General features: G+C 57.3%; 28 protein-coding genes. 4 read left to right on the forward strand and 24 right to left on the reverse strand.

Going from position 1 to position 17,748, the window contains the following annotated elements; genetic code table 11:
- The first annotated feature begins 445 nt into the window (after positions 1–445).
- The 3 genes from QP503_RS04370 to QP503_RS04380 all read left to right on the forward strand — a co-directional run bounded on the left by QP503_RS04370 (position 446) and on the right by QP503_RS04380 (position 1,569).
- A complete protein-coding gene (locus QP503_RS04370; RefSeq protein WP_285101307.1) occupies positions 446–1,006 on the forward strand; it encodes a tyrosine-type recombinase/integrase in 561 nt (186 codons plus the stop codon).
- A gap of 30 nt (positions 1,007–1,036) precedes the next feature.
- Complete coding sequence (locus tag QP503_RS04375) at positions 1,037–1,219, forward strand: helix-turn-helix domain-containing protein (RefSeq protein ID WP_285101309.1); 183 nt, start codon at positions 1,037–1,039, stop codon at positions 1,217–1,219.
- Positions 1,220–1,308: 89 nt separating this feature from the next.
- Complete coding sequence (locus tag QP503_RS04380; RefSeq protein WP_285101311.1) at positions 1,309–1,569, forward strand: hypothetical protein; 261 nt, start codon at positions 1,309–1,311, stop codon at positions 1,567–1,569.
- 402 nt (positions 1,570–1,971) lie between these two features.
- On the opposite strand, the gene QP503_RS04385 is transcribed toward QP503_RS04380, so the two are convergent.
- The 24 genes from QP503_RS04385 to QP503_RS04495 all read right to left on the reverse strand — a co-directional run bounded on the left by QP503_RS04385 (position 1,972) and on the right by QP503_RS04495 (position 17,313).
- Complete coding sequence (locus tag QP503_RS04385; RefSeq protein WP_285101313.1) at positions 1,972–2,208, reverse strand: phage holin; 237 nt, start codon at positions 2,206–2,208, stop codon at positions 1,972–1,974.
- Positions 2,205–3,023, reverse strand: a complete 819-nt coding sequence (locus tag QP503_RS04390; protein WP_285101315.1) for an NlpC/P60 family protein — start codon at positions 3,021–3,023, stop codon at positions 2,205–2,207. Before QP503_RS04390 ends, QP503_RS04385 begins: the two co-directional genes overlap by 4 nt.
- Before the next feature lies 1 nt (position 3,024).
- Entirely contained in the window at positions 3,025–3,468 is a 444-nt protein-coding gene (locus QP503_RS04395; RefSeq protein WP_285101316.1) for a hypothetical protein, read from the reverse strand.
- A gap of 14 nt (positions 3,469–3,482) precedes the next feature.
- A complete protein-coding gene (locus QP503_RS04400; protein ID WP_285101318.1) occupies positions 3,483–5,303 on the reverse strand; it encodes a hypothetical protein in 1,821 nt (606 codons plus the stop codon).
- Positions 5,300–7,243, reverse strand: a complete 1,944-nt coding sequence (locus QP503_RS04405) for a phage tail tape measure protein (protein ID WP_285101320.1) — start codon at positions 7,241–7,243, stop codon at positions 5,300–5,302. The genes QP503_RS04400 and QP503_RS04405 overlap by 4 nt, the downstream gene beginning before the upstream one ends.
- Positions 7,244–7,345: 102 nt before the next feature.
- Positions 7,346–7,642 (reverse strand): hypothetical protein, encoded by a 297-nt coding sequence (locus QP503_RS04410; RefSeq protein ID WP_285101322.1) that lies wholly within the window; start codon positions 7,640–7,642, stop codon positions 7,346–7,348.
- Positions 7,639–8,073 carry a hypothetical protein gene (locus QP503_RS04415; protein WP_285101324.1) on the reverse strand — a complete coding sequence of 145 codons (435 nt, stop codon included), beginning with the start codon at positions 8,071–8,073 and terminating at the stop codon, positions 7,639–7,641. The genes QP503_RS04410 and QP503_RS04415 overlap by 4 nt, the downstream gene beginning before the upstream one ends.
- A gap of 1 nt (position 8,074) precedes the next feature.
- Positions 8,075–8,530, reverse strand: coding sequence for a hypothetical protein (locus QP503_RS04420; protein ID WP_285101326.1), 456 nt, complete (start codon positions 8,528–8,530; stop codon positions 8,075–8,077).
- Positions 8,527–8,910, reverse strand: coding sequence for a hypothetical protein (locus tag QP503_RS04425; RefSeq protein ID WP_285101328.1), 384 nt, complete (start codon positions 8,908–8,910; stop codon positions 8,527–8,529). Before QP503_RS04425 ends, QP503_RS04420 begins: the two co-directional genes overlap by 4 nt.
- A complete protein-coding gene (locus QP503_RS04430) occupies positions 8,907–9,233 on the reverse strand; it encodes a hypothetical protein (protein WP_285101330.1) in 327 nt (108 codons plus the stop codon). The genes QP503_RS04425 and QP503_RS04430 overlap by 4 nt, the downstream gene beginning before the upstream one ends.
- A 2-nt stretch (positions 9,234–9,235) precedes the next feature.
- Positions 9,236–10,855 carry an HK97 family phage prohead protease gene (locus QP503_RS04435; RefSeq protein WP_285101332.1) on the reverse strand — a complete coding sequence of 540 codons (1,620 nt, stop codon included), beginning with the start codon at positions 10,853–10,855 and terminating at the stop codon, positions 9,236–9,238.
- Positions 10,852–11,991, reverse strand: a complete 1,140-nt coding sequence (locus QP503_RS04440) for a phage portal protein (RefSeq protein WP_285101334.1) — start codon at positions 11,989–11,991, stop codon at positions 10,852–10,854. Before QP503_RS04440 ends, QP503_RS04435 begins: the two co-directional genes overlap by 4 nt.
- An 88-nt stretch (positions 11,992–12,079) precedes the next feature.
- A complete protein-coding gene (locus QP503_RS04445; protein ID WP_285101336.1) occupies positions 12,080–13,522 on the reverse strand; it encodes a terminase large subunit domain-containing protein in 1,443 nt (480 codons plus the stop codon).
- The gene (locus QP503_RS04450; protein WP_285101338.1) at positions 13,519–13,866 is read right to left on the reverse strand and encodes a hypothetical protein; all 348 of its coding nucleotides are present in this window, start codon (positions 13,864–13,866) and stop codon (positions 13,519–13,521) included. Before QP503_RS04450 ends, QP503_RS04445 begins: the two co-directional genes overlap by 4 nt.
- Positions 13,867–13,977: 111 nt before the next feature.
- Positions 13,978–14,268 (reverse strand): HNH endonuclease, encoded by a 291-nt coding sequence (locus QP503_RS08860; RefSeq protein ID WP_350338041.1) that lies wholly within the window; start codon positions 14,266–14,268, stop codon positions 13,978–13,980.
- A complete protein-coding gene (locus QP503_RS04455; protein WP_285101340.1) occupies positions 14,265–14,507 on the reverse strand; it encodes a hypothetical protein in 243 nt (80 codons plus the stop codon). Before QP503_RS04455 ends, QP503_RS08860 begins: the two co-directional genes overlap by 4 nt.
- A complete protein-coding gene (locus QP503_RS04460; protein ID WP_285101342.1) occupies positions 14,504–14,704 on the reverse strand; it encodes a hypothetical protein in 201 nt (66 codons plus the stop codon). Before QP503_RS04460 ends, QP503_RS04455 begins: the two co-directional genes overlap by 4 nt.
- The gene (locus QP503_RS04465) at positions 14,697–15,662 is read right to left on the reverse strand and encodes a hypothetical protein (RefSeq protein WP_285101343.1); all 966 of its coding nucleotides are present in this window, start codon (positions 15,660–15,662) and stop codon (positions 14,697–14,699) included. Before QP503_RS04465 ends, QP503_RS04460 begins: the two co-directional genes overlap by 8 nt.
- Positions 15,649–15,912, reverse strand: a complete 264-nt coding sequence (locus QP503_RS04470; RefSeq protein ID WP_285101345.1) for a hypothetical protein — start codon at positions 15,910–15,912, stop codon at positions 15,649–15,651. The genes QP503_RS04465 and QP503_RS04470 overlap by 14 nt, the downstream gene beginning before the upstream one ends.
- A 169-nt stretch (positions 15,913–16,081) precedes the next feature.
- A complete protein-coding gene (locus QP503_RS04475) occupies positions 16,082–16,270 on the reverse strand; it encodes a hypothetical protein (protein WP_285101347.1) in 189 nt (62 codons plus the stop codon).
- Complete coding sequence (locus QP503_RS04480; RefSeq protein ID WP_285101349.1) at positions 16,260–16,538, reverse strand: hypothetical protein; 279 nt, start codon at positions 16,536–16,538, stop codon at positions 16,260–16,262. The genes QP503_RS04475 and QP503_RS04480 overlap by 11 nt, the downstream gene beginning before the upstream one ends.
- A complete protein-coding gene (locus QP503_RS04485) occupies positions 16,528–16,794 on the reverse strand; it encodes a hypothetical protein (RefSeq protein WP_285101351.1) in 267 nt (88 codons plus the stop codon). The genes QP503_RS04480 and QP503_RS04485 overlap by 11 nt, the downstream gene beginning before the upstream one ends.
- Positions 16,784–17,065, reverse strand: coding sequence for a hypothetical protein (locus QP503_RS04490; protein ID WP_285101353.1), 282 nt, complete (start codon positions 17,063–17,065; stop codon positions 16,784–16,786). The genes QP503_RS04485 and QP503_RS04490 overlap by 11 nt, the downstream gene beginning before the upstream one ends.
- Before the next feature lie 38 nt (positions 17,066–17,103).
- Positions 17,104–17,313, reverse strand: coding sequence for a helix-turn-helix domain-containing protein (locus QP503_RS04495; RefSeq protein WP_285101355.1), 210 nt, complete (start codon positions 17,311–17,313; stop codon positions 17,104–17,106).
- Positions 17,314–17,415: 102 nt separating this feature from the next.
- On the opposite strand from QP503_RS04495, the gene QP503_RS04500 reads away from it, so the two are divergent.
- A partial coding sequence (locus tag QP503_RS04500; RefSeq protein WP_285101357.1) for a helix-turn-helix domain-containing protein occupies positions 17,416–17,748 on the forward strand: 333 nt, incomplete at its 3' end.

Raw genomic sequence — 17,748 nt, forward strand, 5'->3', positions numbered from 1 at the left:
GCAGAACCCCCGCCGGTGGATCGCACCGAGGGGGGCCGCTGCGCGCTCGAAGGGACTCGAACCCCCAACCTTCTGATTGGGAGCCTAACCACTATCCGACCTGCGAAGTTATAAACCTGCACGAGTGGAAAACCCGGCAAGCGTCCTAAACGTTTCCGCTAATTTTCCCGCTATGAACCCTTACAGGCTCCCACCCACGTGGGCAAAAGAGATTAACAACTGGGCAACGGCGCTAAAGGTAGCCGACCGGAGCCCGCAAACGATAGAGACGCGCACGGAACACCTGAGGCGCTTCGCACGACAGACGGGAGCGGGAGGCCCCGCCCTCGTCTCACGAAACAGGCTCATCGACTGGGCGAGCACCCAAGAATGGGCCCGCGAAACGCGCCGAAGCATCTACACATCAATTAGAGCGTTTTACACATGGGCGTACGAAACTGACCGAGTGAGCGAGAACATTAGCGACGCTCTCCCAAAGGTGAAAGCAAGCGAACCCGCCCCGCGTCCGGCTCCCGAAAACGTCTACCGCGTCAGCCTCGCCAACGCCGATGCTCGCGCGCGCTTGATTCTACGGCTTGCCGGTGAGGCCGGATTAAGGCGCGGAGAAATAGCCCAAATCAGCAAAGACGACCTAACGCGCGACCTTATGGGCTATTCGCTGAGAGTTCACGGGAAAGGCGGGAAAGTGCGAACCGTCCCGCTAACAGAACCGCTAGCGCGGGTGCTTATCGACTATTTGGGGCGTCGGTATTGGCTCTTCCCATCGCCAGCTGGCGGACACCTAACGCCGAGGCACGTCGGCAAACTCGCCTCAAAGGTAATGCCGGATATTTGGACTTTGCACACGCTACGCCACCGGTTCGCAACCGTCACATACGACGGAACGCGAGACCTCATTGTTATTCAGCAACTACTAGGGCATTCGTCAGTAGCAACGACTCAGCGGTATATAGCTACCCCTCAGGATCGTTTGCGCCAGGCGGTCGCCGTCGCTACTGTAGTATAGTAAATAAACACATTAGCGAAAGGCGGAAACGTGAACGACAACGCAATCACGCGGGCGCGCGAGGCACTCGACCAAGCCCGCGCCACTCTGATTGATGAGGTGCGCAAGGCTTCAGAATACGGGCTACCCGTCAGCAAAATAGCGGAATACGCGGGAGTAACAAGGAAAACCGTATATGCATGGCTCAACGGTGGCACCGTTACCAAGTTGTAACATAAAACACACGCCAAGACTTGCATCGCTGATATGCGCGGGTGTATAGTATATATACAAGCAAACGAGAGAGCGAAAGGACTAGAACAATGCTCACCGAAAACACTTACATTGAATGCGCCAACTGGAACGGAACAATCGGGGAGGCTATCACCGCCGGTGTTCTCGACTTCGAAGAGCGCTTCGAAGAGATCTACAACGCACAGAACATCAAGAAGCCAATCTATGAAGATTCAATAAACGGCAAACTTGAGGTCCTGTCCGAGTACCACGATGAGATTCTCGCCCGCAAGCTCTTTAACGTCTCCTACGCTCAAATTATCGCGGATCTGCCTTATTCCCGTATGTGATCGCAAAGCCAAAGCCCCCGTAGCCAGGTACGCTACGGGGGCTTTACTGATTCCCAGTAGAGAAGCAACAAGGACTAGACGAGTTGCATCTCTATAGGTGCCTACACCATACCACACACCCCGGGGGGTTAGCGTTTCCGGTTTTCGACACTACACAATCGATCCGAAAGTGCCTCATCCCACGCCCTGCGGTCCCGGCGCTCTTCGGATAGGTCTGTTCTAATTTCCCCGATCTCGTGCCCGATTCGCGTCACGTCCTTTTCAACTCGAGCTATACCATCGGCGATGCTTGAGCCGTGATTAGGCCGGAGACGCTTCCGCGTCTCCTTATACGTCGAGATAGAGGCGATGAGCGCGCCGAGCCCGGCAAGCCCGCCGAGATTCTGCAACACATTAACGACTTCATGAACCATCTGCACCGCCGGCGGGGGTATGCAATAGTGCGGTCGTGGTGCCCAGCACGCTGGAGGCGAGCGCAAGCCAAAGGGGCGCGGTTGATTCTTCGACGAGGCCATAAACGACCAACAAGGGCACTAGAGCGGTAACAATCCCATAAACCCACCGGCGAACCGTTGGGGTGAGCCAGCGCGCATATCGCGGGGTCGGAGCGTCTAGGGCGTGTTTAGGCGGGTTGTTCATGCTTTCAACCTTTCCGCGAGCAGGTCAGCGACAGACTGCGCGAGAGTATCGGGGATCATGTGCGCGAGGGACGAGGCTAAAGCCTGCTCATCAATATCGGCGGTCACCGAAACGGGGGTGCCGAACACGCGGGCCTTTCTGGCGGCGGCGTCGGCGGCGATTAACCCAATTTCACCGTCGTTAAAATCTTCATAGGACGGGCCGTCATAGGTGCGGTGTAAGAACCCCCAAAGGGTAGCCGATGGAATGGGTGAAACGTCATACGGCGTGGCGGCGTAGACGATTCCCGATTGTACAGACCTGATAAATCTCATTGTTTCTTCTCCTGATTCAATAGAGGTGGGATCAAGGGCGGGCGGGCGAAGAACCCAGTCCCACCGGTTCGAGCGGGTGAGGTGGTGGGCTGTAAATGCTGTGGTGCGGGTTTCCCCGCCGGTCTGGTCACCCGGCGCGCCGTCGATGGTTCCCTGTTCTGAGATAAACGCTTCGCAAAAACGGTTTTGCCCGACATATATGCCGACATGCCCGGCCTGCTCAGATAGAACCGCGTCCCCGGGGCGGAGTGTGATGCCGGCATAGTAGGGGAGAGTTTCAAAACCGCGCGCGGCGGCGTAGGCTCGCAAGTTCCCCGTGTACGAGTCGCCAGGGAACGGGGGAATTGCGCCGGCTTGGTTATACGCCCACGCGGTGAGGGCGCTACAGTCAGCGGAACCTCCCGGGTAAATATCCCAACGGTGGGGCTGGGAGTAGCCGACATTCCACACGTCGCAGACTTGTTCAACTGACTCGCAGACCTTATCAATATCGATATTCATCTCATGCCACCCACACGGCGAGCCCGTATCCAGTCATGTTCTTATTGATGTTGAAGCTTGCCTGTGGCTTGACGAGGAGGCGACGCCCGGAGGCGCTATAAAAGACCGGCGTTGTGTATCCGCCAAACGTGACGTGCCCTACACACGTATTATCTTGAGGCGCGGGATAGTCGGCGGGCACTGTCATAATTGCAAACTCCCCCGATGTACCAGTATTGAAAGATTCTGCGGTTCGTTTCGCAGTAATCGGCAGAACGTGCACATTTCCGGTGCGCGTCGCTTGGCCGGGTCCTTCCCATCCGCCGTAGGCGGGAAAACTTGTAGAAGATGGCATGAACGCCTTTTCGATTGCTTCGGCATTCTGGCGCGCCGTCGTCGGATAGTCCGCGACTCGATCGGAAGAGGTGGGATAAGGGAGCTTGAAGCGCGAGGTGGTGGCTGGCATTGCGTTTCCTTTCGTTAGATGCTGGTCGAACCAATTTCTGCCCAGGTGATATTGGGGAACTGATTCCACAGTGCGTGCAGGGGCATTTCTTTCCATGTTGTGGAGTGGGACGCGGTCGAAGCGCGCGTCAAAGTCAAGTCATGTACCCAATGGCCGTGCTCGCGGGTGATGGTTCCGCCGTCAAGATAAACGGGGATATTAGGGGAGCCCGGTATCCAGTCGGCGCAGTCCGTGATAACAATGGGTAGGCCGATGCGGGTAGACGCGTCGAGCGTACTCATCAGGACCCGCGTAGGAACAACGTCAAGTGCATCATTTAGCGTGATTGCGGGGATCGTCCAACCGCCGGGAGCAGTCGCAGTGAGGTAATAGACCGCTAGGGCTATTGCTTCGGCTTGGCTGGTGAGCTGGGTCGAGATCGATAGTGTGCGCGCGCCGTAGGTTGCGACGCGCTCGGGGTCTGTGGCGCGCTCCTCGTGCGTCGCCCATTCAAGTTCTTGGTTTTCGTTCAGTATTGCCGATTCCCATCGGACAATAACTTCCGTTGCGAGGTCGGTCGTGTCCCGGCACATGTTCACGCCGGCGAGTAATAGTCCGCTGGCGGGCAGTTGGTTAGTTCGAGTGTTCACGTCCGTCCAGGCGTTTCCGGTTTGCGGAATACGGAGCGTGTACAACGATTTACGATTGCGCTGGTCTTCGAGGTAAAGAAATTGCCCAATCCCGCGCGCGGCGGACGGCCAGAGGATAGCGCCGGTAGATGTTGCACTTTCTCTAATCAAGTCCAGTAGTCCGGCGGCGTCAACGTCGCGGGCACGCAACAGGGCCGCCCCCGGCACCGGGTCGGCAATGACGGAAAGATCAACGTTTGTCGCGCTGGTGATGCGCGTCAGGCGGGTCGAGAGTGTTTCGGTTGGCCAGGGCTCAGCCCCGATTACTGTGTTAGCCAGTGTGGTGAGAACGTCGGCGGCGGTAATGCGCAGAATAGGGCGCGCGAGACGTTCGTCCCATGTTGTGATGGCGCTGGTAATCCTCCCGTCAAAGACGGTGGCTGTGCGCGCGCCCGCGCTGGTTGAAGTAATAGAGAGGCTACCGAGAGAAAGGCGCTTGAAGCTCTCCCAGCTCTGCGGGGTGCGATTAAACGCGGTAGTGAGGTCTTTGAACCGGGCACCGTGGCCGGAGACGTCAATTTTTAATCCGACGTACGTGCCGACCGCGCTAGCGGGCGCGCGCCACGTGAAAACGGCGTCAATAGTCTGGAACGTTGTCGCGGATGGGGTCTCGTGTGTTTGTAGGTCGAGTTGATAGTCGTCGCGTGCGGGGCTCCTCCAGTAGGCGGGAGTAATGCGGACGCTCATCCACGGCGGGATACTCATGTGTAGGCGCGTGGTAAACGATTGCCCTGCTACGACGGTATTGAGTGTGTTCCAGGCGGCGGGGCTGGCGTTTTCGGCGACGAAACTACGTTGCGGGGCGAGGACGCTTGTAGGGTTCTTGTCAATAAACAGGGTCGAGCCTGACCGGCGCGCGCCCGTGTCCCATGCGCTATCGGGGAGCGGGATACTGATATCCGCATCGGCGGGAGCCTCAAAGCTGGTCGCTGTGACGCTGATTCGCCGGCCGGGGGCGATCTTCTCTAACGCGTCCCGCGCGCCCTCGTCGCCCGGGAGGGCGATAGACGCGGTGAGCGTCGTGGGGTCTGGCTGGTCTAAGCGGGTTGACCTGCCCCATTTCACGCTGAGCCCGTCTAACACTGTAATATCCCGGTTGGAAAGGCTCTGAGCGTCAGTAGCAAGAGGCTCGTCATCAAGAAAGATCGCGCAGTGCGGGGAGGTCATGCGATGCCCCCGATCCTCACCGCGCCGACTCGGCGGGCGTGATCTGAGAGGAGCTTTTGAATCTTCCTTGCCGCGTCGTCGGCGTCTAAAACACCGTTAATGGTGATGTTAAATACCGGCTGAGCGGTGGTGGTCGCGCCTTTTGCCTGCGCGGGGCTAGGAAATTCAAGGGAGGCGAGACCCCGGACCATGCGCGCGCCTGCCGTCGATACATTCTCAGTCTGGGACGTAATACCCAGTGATACGCCTTGCCCGAAGAACGCGCCGAGCTTCATGCCAACGCGTGAGGGCGAGTGAATGCCCAGGAAGCTCTTGATAGCGTCAACAGCTTTCCCGGCAATATTTGTAGCTGCGTCCCATAATGCGCTTCCCATGGATCCGATACCGTCAATCAGGCCGTAAACGATATCCTTACCGGTCTGGAGCATCTTGCCGGGAAGCGAGGCGAGCCCGCCCGTGATATTGCTGATAATCTCGCTGGCTTTCGTGCTCACCATGTTCGCGAGGCTTGCCCACCCGTTCGACCATGCGGAGGTTATCCATGAGACGACTCCGCTAATTGCACTGCCGATAAGGCTTGCGAGCCCGTCAACAAGATTAGAAATGAGGGTCCGCGCGGAAGAGACAATATCGCCCATTGTCCCGAACGCGCCTGCCCAGTCGCCTGTAATGATCTGCCCGATGAACGTGACAACGCCAGTAAAGACGTTGAACAAGTCACCCATATAGGTCCCGATAATCGTGAACGCGTCGAGAACGTACGGGGCGAGGGTTTGAATAATCGGAAACAGAACACTGGCAAGGGTGTCGGAAAACCGTCCGGCGGCATCGACAAGCGATTGCACCCACGGAACGGAGTCGAGGAAGCTCTGCATACTGAACCCGTCGACCAGATCAATCACATAATCAAGGGCGGACCCTACACCGTCGAAGAGGCCACTGGCGACGGGTTCAAGGGCGTCCATGCCCTTGTTTTTCAGTATTGTCCATTTTTCGCCGGCGTCCATGGTTTCCTCGCCAACACCGAGAATAGTATCCCCGGTGGCGCCGGCGGCGCTCATGAGGTCGTTCATGTTCAATGTGCCAGCCTGGAGGGCTTGAACCATCTGGGCGGCCCCTTTGGTGCCAAAAATGCTCGATGCTAAGTCGAGGGCGGCCCCCGTGTCCCCGGCGTCGATGAAGCCTTGCAGTTCCCCGGTTGCGCGTTTGAATGCTTCCGACGTTGATTCGCCGGGCTCTGCGAGGTTCAACATGCCCCGGCGCATCGCGTTAAGGGTTGCGTCCGCGTCAACACCGGCCTTATCGAGGCTACCGATGAGGGCGATAGAGTCCTCGAAACTAAAGCCGAGTTCTTGTAGGGCCATCGCGTTTGTTTGCGATGAGTTGGCAAGATCGTTCATCGATACGCCGGTGGCTTGGCTGACCCGGAAAAGAGAGTCCATCGCGCCCGCGACGTTGTCGCCTTCGATTTTGAACGCGCTAAAGGCGGCCGTCGTGGTGTTAACGTCAACGTCTTCGCCGAGTATGCGCCCGGCCTCAAGATATTGAGAGGCGACTGTTTGCAACGTATCACCAGACAGCCCAAGGCGCGTATTGAGGTCTGCGACTGTCGTCCCGGCGGTTTCAAAGTCCGTCGGAATACTGGTAGCAACCTTGTGAGCGTCGTCGATCAACCCGTCGAGCGCTTCGCCGGTCGCTCCCGTCCCGGTGCGGATAGTATCAGCAACGCTATCGAACGTTGTTCCTAGGTCGTAGAGCTCTTTACCGACGGCGATCGCGCCGGTAACGATCGCACCACCGACGGCGAGAGCGCCGGGGCTGATTTTTGCGAGCTTCCCGCTTAAACCGCCTGCGGCTTGCTCGGTTTCGTTAAACCCTTTGACAGCGCCTTTCGCGTCGCTGATGATTTTGACGCTGAGGATCGCGCTTTTACCGGCCATCGTGTGCAGTCTCCTCAAAAATGTCGAAAGCGGTTTCTAAATAAATAGGGTCAAGGGCAAGCCATGTGGCGGGGTCAATGCCTGTGCGGAGGGCTAGGACTGTCAGGGCGTGTTCTGGGGTTCCGGGTTGTCCTGGGTCGTAGGGTTTACCTCAGCATTTGAAAATTCATAGTCTGCGATAGCGTCGATCCACGTATCAAAGTCTTGTGTGGCGGGGAGCCCTAGGCGCTGTGCCAGTGCGAACGCGATCAGCCCTTGAATTGTTGGGTTGTCTTCCCAGGCGAGATTCCTGTTTCGCGCGATCTGGGAGGCGCGCAACCTGTCTATCGCGAACAGGCGGGTTGGCGCGATCGTCGTGCCGTCTTGGTATTCATACTGGATGTGTACTTTTTGGGTCATGGTTGGGTGTCCTTTTCAATTTTTTCGATAGCTTTTTCTACTGCGTCCGTGTAGAGCTTGAGCCACCGGGGCTCGGCTTCTTTCGCGCCTTTGTTAAGGAATAGACGCGGGTAAACGAAAGATTCGACAGCACGCGGGCTGGTGACGTTCGGCCACATCCGTCGCCCCCAGTTCACGGCGTTCGCGTAGGGGACGCGCTTTGATCCTGCGCGGATGATTCCGGCTGTTTTTGTTCCCGCCGCCCTCACCGACTTGGCGAGTTTTCCGCTCGGCCCCTCAGGGACATACCCTTTAGCGGATCGGGCGGCGACTTCGGCGGCTTTCTTGTGAACCTCTTTGAGGTTTTGGAGTTCGTCAGCTTGCTCGCGTAGGGCTTTGCGGAGCTGACGAGCTCCCTCAACCTGAATACCGGTGTAGTCGTTGCGGGGCATACTAGTTCAAGACGCTGTCTGGCGCGCCCATGGTGGGCTTGTCGCCGGTGATCTGGAAGCTGAAGTCGGTTTCGTTCGTTTTCTTCGCGTCTCCACCGACTTTGACGGGGGCGACGATGCACTTGCCTTTCCATGCGAGCCCTGCGCCGGTCTTAGGAATGAAAACGAAGTCCATGATCTCGCCGGCGTGTGTGTAGCACCAGGCGATCAGGGAGTCCGATCCGTATTCCTGGTAGAACGTGCCTGAGATGGTTCCGCCCCAGGTGGGTTCGGGCTGGTAGTCGTCGCCGTTTAGGAGGCCTTTAGGGTCTTCGGTTTTTGCTTCGGGCGCGAACTCTGTTTTCGTTGTTCGGCTTGAGAAGTCCTTGCCCGATCCGGCGGGGCCAAAGGAGAGTGTTCCCGGTCCTAGGGTCTGCGAGATTGGCGAGGAGGTAGGGGGGACGGGCGGGGTGGTCATGAGCGGGGCTCCTTGTATTCAATAGATGAGTGGGTAATGAGGTAGGCGGGTGCGCTGGCGGTTTGCGCGCCTTGCCAGGTGATGGGGCGGATTGAGTCCCATTCGATGACGGGATCAATCAATGTCAATAGGTCGTCGAGTGCCTGCCAGGCGGCGGTTTGGTCCCCTACTGGTGCGCCGATGACAGCGGTTTCCCATTCCAACCGGTAGGTGTTCCCGGTATCTTCGCTGATCGTGGGCACCCCGAGCGCGATAACCGGGGTGCCTGCCAGTAGGGCGGGCGTTGCTTCTTCAGGGTCGAGGGTGACAATTGCCCGATCCTTGACGGCTTTCCTAAAGTCGTTGGCGATGTTGAGCGTCGCTGTGCGCGTGGCGATCATGCGATGGCTACTTTCATGTAGGGCGCGAGGATCGGGCGCGCGGGAACAAGCGGGTCGCGGTTGATGCGCACCGGCGCGGCACTGATGTCAGTGTCTTCAAAACCGGCAATACCGTTTCTGGCGCTTCGCCGGTGGTAGAGGTCTGCGCCGACTTCGACACACGCCCGGCGAAACACGCTTGCGGGTATCGCTTCTTTTTCTGCGCCGACATAGTGCACAACCATTTCGACGGCTTCGACGGCGCATTGACTGATATACGGATCGACAGCGCGCGCCCCGACGAACGGGGCAAGCGCGCCGGCGACCTCTTCAGCGGCGCTCATGGTTAGTTCGCCATCTTGAGCGGGATCAGCGCGGACGGAATTTCGGAGGCAAACGCGGCATACTGGTAGACGCTGAAAGCGTTCGTCAGGTCCAGCACATTCGCATCCTGCAAGGAGACGAGCCCGGACGTGTAGGAACGCAATGCCTGAGCATTGTAGAACGCCCCGACTGTGCCTTCACCGAGGCCGGTCGCGCCGGTCTGAATATGCTTATTCGTAATGATCTTCAACCCGTCGAGCTGGGCAAACTTCCCGGTAGCGTGAACAGTCCCGATAGTGTTGTCACCGGTGTTGCCGGCGACCTGCAGAATCGGACGGCCAGCGGTGTCGGTCATGCCGGCGATAGCTTCAAACGCCGGGCGCGTGAGAATCAGACCATCGTTAACAAGGGCCTGATCTTCATAGGCTTCCTGCGCGTCCAGCATCATGTGGAGGATCGTCTTCCAATCGAGCGACCCCATCGGCTTTGCTGTGGTGATCGCCTGGGAGGCTTGAGCCTTAACAACGCTCGTGAACTCTGTTGCGAACGCGTTCGCGAGCTCTTTCGCCATAGTGAGGGTCAGCGCCCTTAGGTGAAGATCAAGGATATTCGAGCGCGAGCGCTCAATCACTTGACGGGACAATACCGCGCCACCACCGTACGTGTTCACCGTCGCCGTCTTGGTCTGAACGGAGACAGAGCCGGTAAGGAGCGGGTCGCCCTCCTTGGCTTGCTTACCCGCCTTGATCGTATTGTCCTTGAGCTCAGCAAACTCAATGGTATTGCCCTCTGCTGGAAGTGAGCCTTTCGAGAACAATTCCATGAGCGGGTTAGCGAGAATAACAAGGCGGGTGAGGTCGCTAATGAACGTCGGTTCATTATAGCGTGCGTCGGCGTCGGTCGTCGTACCAGTAAACGAGCGCCCAACATATGGGGCGAGCGCGCTACGTGCAGAGTCATCGCCGTTCGCATATGCCTTAATAAGTTCACCGGCTGAACGGCGTTCAACCGCCTTGGGCGCTTCGGCGGTGGTGGTTTCGGTCAGCGCCAGGCGGCGCTCAAGGTTCGTCATTGACGCGGTGAGGTCTTCAAGGCCACGAGTCAGGGTGTCAAAGTCTTCGCGGTCCTGAGCGTCGTTGAGTTCGAGAGTGTCCATGGGTGGGTTTTCCTGTTCTTCTTTGGAGCGGACATTGGTGATGCGCGCGGGTTCATAGGCGGGGATGGGAACGAGGGATATTTCCCTTAGGTCGATGCGCGTTTGCGTGCGCAAAATACCCTCGTCGGTCTTGGTGTCTTCGTATTCAGATTCGTAAAAGCCAATAGACAAGGACGAAATAGCGCCGTCCCGCGCGAGGGTCGCAACGTCCCTGCCGAGGCTTGTATCTGAGATGCGCGCGGTCATTTCGAGACCTTCCGCCGTTTCGGTAAGGCACGTGACCACGCCGATAGGTTCGTCATGCCGATAGAACAACATCGGCATGTTGGTGCAGTCGATGGCACCGCGGGCAATCTGTTCCCGATATCCGGGAACAATCTCTGTTGGAGCGTCAAAGGGGACGGCCAGCCCCGTAATCGTCTTGCCGTCACCGGTATCTTCGCGCGCGATGAGGCGCGCCGGTAGCGTTCGTCTGGTGAGCGTCATTCTTGTTCTTCCTGCAGGGTGGGGAGGGGTTGGCGGCCCTCAAGGGCGCGTATTTCGTCGATGGTAAGAAAACCGTTCGCGAGAGCGACCGCGTACGAGTCATAACGGGTCTTCGTGTCGGTACGGAGCAACCCCTCAAGGTTGAAACGAACGTCCTGCCCCCGGACGGTGACGGTGGTAAATGCTTCTTCAAGAGGACGAAGATAGGCCATAAGCGTGAAACGGATAAAGCTAATCCAATCCTGCTCAACATTGCTATAAGACATTGATCCGCCGGCGGGGCTGGCGAGCATGAGCGTTGAGGGGATACCGAAGAGCCGGGCTATTTCCAAGGTTGAAAATTCTCGGGCTTCGAGCCATTGCGCGTCCCTGGGGGAGATTGCTAAATGCGAGTAGGTAAAGGCTTTTGGGAGTACTTTCACGCGCGAGGGGTTCGCGGACTGGTCAACGGGGTTGCCGTCCTGGTCGAGCCCGTTCCACGCGTTTCGTGTTGCCATCGCTTCAGCGAGGGTCGCCGTAGGGCTTGAAAGGATGCCGGTGGGTTCGCCTGTTCCGGTAAACCATTGTGAGGCGTAGTCGCGCACGTTTCGCGCGCCCATCAGGTCAGCGCGGGCGGCTTCGATAGGGCCAAGCCCGAGCGGTTCACCGATGCGGGCGGGCTGAAGATGCGCGTGAAGAACATCAAAGCTGGTGAGTTCTTTACCCTCAACGCCGAAACGTAGCGCGCGCGTCGTAGGGTTGACGCTCACCCAGACGCGCGCCGGGTCGAGCGGACGCAAAGCGAGCGGCGCACCCGCGCCATCGCGCTCAATGAGCGCGTAAGCATTCCCATACAAGGCGAGGGCGCTGACCATGTGGGTGGTCCATTCACCGCGCGTCATGCGCGGATCAGGTTGTGAAACAATCGCGGGCACGCTAGCCCCGGACAGGGTCGAGCCCCGGCGCTCAATCACGATCGGCAATTGAGCGGCGGCGGTCGTAAGAACCTGTATAGCCCTGTAAACGGGGATGAGCGTACGCGCGTCAGACAAAACGAGCGGGCGCGCGGGCGGAGTCAAGGCGGGGTGAGCAGATGCCTTAGGCGCTTCGGCTCTGCTGATCCCTATAGCTCGGGCGATCCGTGTTCGTAATGCCATGAGCACGATAAAACCCGCGCACGCACTGAGCGCGCAACCGGTCCCGGCGGTTGACTGTCCCCCGCTGTCGCCCACTGTCAAAAGGGGTTTATGCGAGCGTCCAGAATGCCTCTTCCTTATGATCGCACCCCCACAGGGCGACGCTGGCGGCAATGAGACTAGGGATAGGCGCGGTAGACCGGTCTCGGTCGAAACGCTGAACATCGTTTGACTCTTTGCCCACCGCGTTCGCTACGGCAAGGCGTAGAGCCTGCGACCCATCGTGTTTAATGCTCCCAGTCTCGTTAATCGCGGATAATAGATTCCCGTCTGCGACTAATCTTTCCGTCATGGTCAGCGCCCGAACGCGCGTGGGATCAATGTCCGCGCGCTCGGTGATCTCGTCGGTGATTCGGCGGGTAGGCCCCCCGTTGTCCGCGACAACTTGAATACTGGGATATGTGCGCATCAGCCCGGCAACATATGCGGGAAGCCAGGCAGTGCCTGGGGCTTGTTTGAGAACGCGGAGCGCGGCAACCCCGTCAAGGTCTCGCCAACAGGCAACAACCGCCCCGCATTGCCCAATTCCTGAAGCTTCATACGCGATAGTTACGTCATTAAGGTCAGGGACGGCGAGGGGTTCGCCTTGTAGGTGGTCGAAGTCCTCTAAAGCAATCAGCGGGTTGTCCGATGCGACTACAGCGTTCATATAGGCTCGCATCCACTCCCCGTAGGGCAAGCCCATATCAGACGCGAGAGCGTCAGCAGTCAACGTATTACCTAAAGCCGGGTGAAACAGTTTCCACGTTTCGGGGTCGTACGGGTCAGCGCCTTCAGGCATAGAAAACTCGATATAGCACAGGCTCGGGTCAGTGCCGTTAATACCTTGGTCTATGAGCGTGTTCATGAACTCACTTTTTGCGGTGCCCTTGGTTGATACCATCCAGATTTGTGCTTCTTGTCGGATTGTGACCTGCGAGGGGGATATTGCGCCTAATAGTCCCTCACCTAAAGCTAGGGAGTGTTTCCAGATTTCATCGAGAACAACAAGGTGAGGGTGCCCGCCGTGAACACTCGACAAAGTGGGGCTAAAACGCGTGAGTGTAGAGCCGTTTTCGGTGACGGTTAGCCCCTCTGCCCCATTAGAGAACCGTGGGGTGACAAGCGCGCCGGCGGGGGATTTTCGCACTAGTGCGATCAGTTCCCGGACGCGCTTCCCGGCATCGGCGCCGGTCTGAGCGGTGAAGAGGGTCTCAGACGCGGGACGCAAAAGAAGCCGATGCAATTGAAGCGGGCCCGTGAGGAACGTTTTACCGGACTGCCGGGGAACTGACACCAGGACTTTTGAATACTTGTATGCCCGGACCTTCTCGCCCTGGGCGTTAATACCCCACCTGTATTGCGTCGCACGGTTTAAGGTCATTCGTTGCCACGGTTGCAACTTAGCGCCCATGAGGCGGGCAACGCGCGCGATTTCACGCCCCTCATTGAGCGGATAGGCGGGGTCAGGCTTCGGACAGTGCGCGGGTTTGGGTAGGTGCGTGAACGTCACAGATCGTCGCCCGCTGTAATATCGCTGGAACTATCAGGATCGAGAATCACGGCGAGCACTCCAGCGAGTTCTCCCGTCGTCTGAGTATGCCCTGCCGCCTCGGTGAGGTCTTGGAGCACCTTCGATAGTGAATCGTAGATTTTTGTTCGCGCATAGGCTTTTTCGCCCGGGTCAACGTTATCGGCTTCCAAGGCAAGTTGTAAGGCGAGGGCGCAAGTTCCGGCAGTTCTGGAGGCTAACGCTTCATTTTCTTGGATTGTGCTTACTGTTTTGGTAACTCCTTGATAAATGAGGCCTTTTTTAAGGTTTTTCCCTTCGATTTCAAACAGTGTTTCACTGCTCATTTCCCATGCTCCTTTCCTTGATTTTCCGGGGTTTTTTCTCACGTTCTCGGGGATAGATCCACGGCATAGCGCGGGGTGGACTGGGCTCAGATTCTCAGAAAAACAGGCGCATTAACCACCACCTAGGAACCAGGCGAGCCCGTCGCACGTTGGAACGTTCGCATCTTCTAACGCTTTCGCCCCACGGCTTGTATTACACCGAAGATGAGCCAGAGCCAGATTGCTCTCAACACTCAGCCCACCGCGTGAGACTGGTATCAGATGGTCAAGGCTCGCATCTTCGCGCCTAACTTGCATCCGACAAATATGGCAAACGCCTTGGTCGCGCGCATAGATGCGGTCGGTTAATGCCCGGCGCTGTGTGCCCGATAGTTGCCGATACTCGTCGTGGTAGTCAGTCACCGCGCGCCTCCCGTGCGTGTGCGCGCCTGCTGGAGCGCCCAGACTCTCACGGCAACAACCGGGTAGGACACGGTGCGACCGACATGCACGAACGGCGGTCCGCCTCCGCGTGACCTTAGTGAGGCGAGCGCGCTGACTGTTGTCTGTAACTGGTCTGCGAGTTCTTGAGCGGTCAAGAACTCTTTATTACTAATCGGGATAGCCATCGCGACATTAACAGCATGGTCCTTGTTAGTCATTGGTTAAGCCGCCTATTAATGATGATCCTCGTCAGGTTCCTCACCTTGGCGATATCGGCGCATAACCCAATCTGATGATTGCTCAAGCTATAGCCGCTGCGCCCGTTCTCGATGTAGTCGATGGCGGTATCGAACGTGGCCATCGCGTCCAGTAGGTAGTCTTTAATGATTTTCGGGTCTTGCTGATCGTCAGCCATTGATCATTATCCAATTCGCTTGAGGATCGCTAGTAGTAACGTGGGTGACTTCCGCATATGAACTAGCGTCAACGCGCGGGTAATGCTGTTTAACGTAGGCGACGAGCAACCCCCACCGGCGGGCGCGTTCGGCATTCTCAAAGTCTTCGCGTTCCTTGCGTTGCTTCTCTTTAAATGCGCGCGCCGTGGCGCGCCTTTCCTCAGCAAGGCGCTGGCGTTCCTTTTCGTCTGCCTGGAACTTCTGCAATCCTATGAACTGGCATTGATTGCACTTGCGAGGCTTCGCGTTGCCATGCGTGCACACCATTGGAAGATATTCGGGTGGGAGCATTTTCAACTTCTCTCTTGTCCTTGCTTTGACTTGCGCGAGGATTTCGCGTGATTTCTTCACTTTCGTTTGAGGGTTAGGCGTAATAAACCCCTTTGGGAGAGCGGAGCGGGTCCCCGCTCTCCCCTGTAAGGGAGTAAGGCCAGCCATCATGTCCGCATGGACTGCCCGAGGCGCGCTGGGGCGTATTCGATTAAGCCGGTAACGGTCAATCCGCGCGGCGGTAGCCCTGTTGCGTTCTGCTACTTTCGCATCATGACGGGCGCGCCACGCGTGCACCCATTCCACGAGGGTTTTCTTTACAACGCGGATCACCGACGCGCACGGCTTACCCTTATCGATCCCCCCGCGCTTCCACTCGATCACACGAGCATCTTCCATCCACTGCAAACACCGGCGGACATGACGCACGCTATAGCCCGTACGATCAGATAATTGGGTTGCTGTGGTTATCAAACAGGCATCGAAGTCTGCGCGCTGTTCACGCATCATGAGGCTCAGCATTTCTAAAATTGCCCGAGACGCGCCCCATTCACGGCCCCGCATTGGCCCCCAGCCGACGCGCCCCAGAGCAAGGAGAATATCCTGCAAGGACGCGCGCGCCGTCAAGACTCTTTTACTTGAACTCATGCGCGTACTTCCTCAGCTCGGCCCTGTCCATCGGGGCTATCACCACAAGCCCCTTGCGGACGCGCTCAGACAAGAGGAGAACCCACTGGGACTCACGTTCTTTGCCTTGCTGGTAGAGCTCAGTTGAATACTCTCTAATACCCTTGGCGACCCGCTCGCGCTTTTCTTCCGGCCAAGGCTCAGGGCGAGGCTTAATGAGCCAATTCTTCGGAATACCATACGGATTCTGGGGCTGTCCCTTGCGCGTCATTTGAACGCCTTTGATAACAGGAAAAGGAACAGGGACGAAAAGAGGCAAACAAGGAACATGAGCGCAAACAACGGAGGCACAGGACCATAAGGGGCAACGTTGCCTAAATACACAAACAAGCCCGCGAACACGGCCAAAACAAGCGCCCCAAGACGCGTGAGCCACTTCATCAGGCCCCCCGCTTCCCGTTGCGATCCCACGCGGCGACGTACAAAGCGCCGGCAAGGTTGACCCACAACCAAATAACCAAAGTCAACGGACCCTCACTACTCAAATGCGTAGCGGCATAGGCGACGAAGATAACCAGCGAGGCCAACAAGTTGAGCGCGGCCGAGAACAAGGCAACATCAACGCGCATCGCGACCCGCCTCACCGCTTGCAATAACGCCTGTGTCAAGACTTATCGCCAAATCAATACGTGTTGAATAATCCATAATGCTTGCGCCCGCGGTGCACAGACGACCGGCCAGCGCTTGAATATCGCATAGAGTCTGCTCATCTTTGATAGCCCACACGAGGTCATACAACTTACTAATCGCGCTGGCCGTATCCTCGGTTTCCCGCACCACATCGCGCAAAGAAGCTATAAGATTCTCGTATGACTCCCGTCCTCGCTTATTCCGCATCGCTACCCGCCTCATCGCTTTCAAAAGGAGTTAGCAGGAAATCAATACGCGTTGAATAATCCATAATGCCTGCGCCGGCTCTACGCAGACGACCGGCCAGCACTTGAATCTCGCGGAGGGCTTTCTCGTCTTCGATAGCCCACACGAGGTCATACACATTAGTGATCGCGCTAACTGTATTCTCGGTTTCTTGCGCCCAACGCTCCAACGAAGCTATAAGACGCTTGTACGACTTTCGGCGTGGCTTACTCGTCATCTTCGCCCGCCTCGTCATCAGATTCAGGGTCGAGATCGTCGTCTATTAATGCAAGGTCGAGTAATGCGGATTGGATCAGACCGCGGACGTGGGCGATGTCAGAGCTAACGTCTATGATTCTTGCTTTTTCCTCGTCGTCCATGAGGTCAAGCGCGTCGTCTAACAGGCCCTCCATAAATATGATATTGCGGATCGTCAGAGTTGCGGCGCTCATCGCACCTGCGAGGTACCTGGCCGCTTGCAGTTTGTCGTTTGTAATTTCTTGGCTCATGGCTACTTCTCGATTCTGTCGGCGGGGCTTACTCGTCATCACTCGTCGCCCTCCCACAGAGGGGCAACGATTCCCGCGTCAGCCAATGCATCCAAATCATTCAAAGACCAACGTGTTTCATTACGTAAACGCGCGCTAAGCGTTGACTGCGTCAGATGAAGCGCCTTTGCTAGGGATTCCTGGCTTGTATGCGTCTCTTCCAAGAACTGGCGAACTTTGCGGGTCGTTACCACCTGAGAAATACTCATACCCGTTATACAAGTGGATAATCGGTTATTTGAACAGCAAAACCGCCGGCGTGTCTAAAAGTTAAGCGCCTATGATAGTAGATTTTCCGTTAAACTAAAGTTATGAGCATTTCAGCAATCCATACAGTTAATGAATCTAGCCGGTCTACCGCCGATGTTGTTGCAGGCAACATTCGAGCAGAAGCGGCAAGGCTCGGGATTAAACAGATTGAACTAGGGCGCGCCCTTGGCATGTCTCAGTCAGCCATTACAACACGATGGAAAGGACTCGCACGCTGGCAACTCGAAGAGCTTGACGACGTCGCTGACGTCCTAGGTATTACTGTCCAAGATTTGGTTACTGACCATCCACAGAAACGCAGAACCCCCGCCGGTGGATCGCACCGAGGGGGGCCGCTGCGCGCTCGAAGGGACTCGAACCCCCAACCTTCTGAT

The sequence above is a fragment of the Pauljensenia sp. UMB0895 genome, from assembly GCF_030218905.1.
Taxonomy (GTDB): domain Bacteria; phylum Actinomycetota; class Actinomycetes; order Actinomycetales; family Actinomycetaceae; genus Pauljensenia; species Pauljensenia turicensis_A.